We start from the raw sequence: 1,656 nt of genomic DNA, 5'->3' as shown, positions 1-1,656 counted from the left end.
TCGCTGACGGTGTACGACAAATCCTCGATCAGGCCGGAGGCGGTCAGCGCCACCCGCGCGGGGCGTACCGCGATGCGCAGGTCGACGCCCTCGGGGACGGATTCGGGCAGGGCGGCGGTGAGGTCGACATCGCCGGAGTCGGCGGTCGCGCACGACGTGAGCAGGCCGACGGCCAGCAACGCGACGGCGGTTTTTCTCAGCAGTTTTCGCACAATATTTCCCGGGTCGAAACGGAATGATTCGCGTGTTTCATCCGAACCGACATCGGTCGTCGCCGGTGATTTCCGGGCGGCCGATGGACACTGTTTCCATACCGAGAACTGTGTCAATTCCGGGCCGGGCGCGTCAATTTTCCTCGGCATTGAAATCAGCGGGAATCAAATCACGCGCGCGGCCAGCGCGGTGTGCGGAGCGTGGAAGATGCCGTGCAGCACGACCGCGGCCGAACTCATGGTCAGCACGCGCCCGGGGAAGGAAGAGGGAAAGACCACCTCCTCGGGCCGCGAGCACACCGCCGAGCGGCTGCGCACCGCGTCCAGATCGGCCGCGCCGACGCCGGGCAGATCGACGGCGCGGTCGGCGATGACGACCGCGTCGGGGTCGAGCAGATCGACCAGAGCGGCGATCACCTCGCCGAGCACCGCCGCGCGCTCGGTGAACCGCTCGTGCGCGGCCGTGCCGGGCCGGGCGGCGTCGATCAACGCGGCGACATCGGGCACCGGCGGGTCAGCGGCGGCGAGCAGGGCGTGGTCGGTGTAGTCGCGCAACAGGCGGGTGGTGCCGTCGGGGCTCTCCCCGGGCCCCAGCAGACGCGCGATCGACCCGGCCGCCGAGCGCGGCCCGTAGTGCACCTGCCCGTGCACGGCGAAGGCGGCGTCGATGACGTTGCCGACGAACAACACGATCGAACTCGCCGCGCCACGCGTGCGGCCGAACAATTGCTCGGCGTGCGCCAATGCCCTGGTGTGATTGTCCAGTTCGGTCGGCAGCCCGGTGCCGTCGGCGAGCACCTGGCGCACCGGGACGTCGCGCCAGCCCAGAAAGGAGTGGTGCACCACGGTGCCGTCGACGGTGTCGACCCAGCCGCCGGTGGCCACGCCGAGACCGAGGATGCGCACGCCGGCGAACTCGGCGGCCAGCTCGCGCACCTGGCGCACGGCGACGTCGAGGATGTCGTACGGATCGAGGCCGCGGTGGCGCACCTGATGCCTTCGCACGATCCGGCCGCCGAGATCGACCGCGCTGAACGTGCTCTGCCGGGCGGCGATGTGCAGCCCGAGCACCACGTTGTTGCCGGTGTCGAGTTCCAGCGGGCTGTACGGTCGCCCGATGCCCGCGCCGGTGGTCTCCGGCAGCTCGCGCAACAACCCGGCCTCGATCAGCGAACGCGCCTGCCAGGTCAGGGTGGCGGGCGAGAGGGCGGCGTGGCGGGCGATGACACTGCGCGGCGCCGGGCCGAGCTCGAGCACCGCTCGCAGGATCGATCCGGCGCTGCTGTCGGCCATCCACATCCCCTCCTCTGCGTAGTCCGAAAGACTAGGAGGGCCCGGCGCGTCGAGAGAGGTTTGCGCGCAGCGTGATCGGAAGCACTGCCGAGCGCGGTGCCGGACGGTATGCGCCCGCCGACGGCTCGGGGGGCCCCGGGGCGGGCCCCCC

General features: G+C 71.0%; 1 protein-coding gene and 1 pseudogene. Both read right to left on the bottom strand.

The features are described 5' to 3' along the window. Nucleotides 1-362 (bottom strand): annotated as a pseudogene (locus QH283_RS13405) (hypothetical protein); the annotation flags it as partial. A gap of 15 nt (nucleotides 363-377) precedes the next feature. Continuing rightward, on the bottom strand, nucleotides 378-1,505 hold the full coding sequence (locus QH283_RS13400; protein ID WP_280503329.1) for an ROK family transcriptional regulator: 1,128 nt from the start codon (nucleotides 1,503-1,505) through the stop codon (nucleotides 378-380). Nucleotides 1,506-1,656 lie beyond the last annotated feature (151 nt).

The sequence above is a fragment of the Nocardia farcinica genome, assembly GCF_029867845.1.
Classification (GTDB): domain Bacteria; phylum Actinomycetota; class Actinomycetes; order Mycobacteriales; family Mycobacteriaceae; genus Nocardia; species Nocardia farcinica_A.
This window is presented reverse-complemented; position numbering and strand designations above follow the sequence as displayed.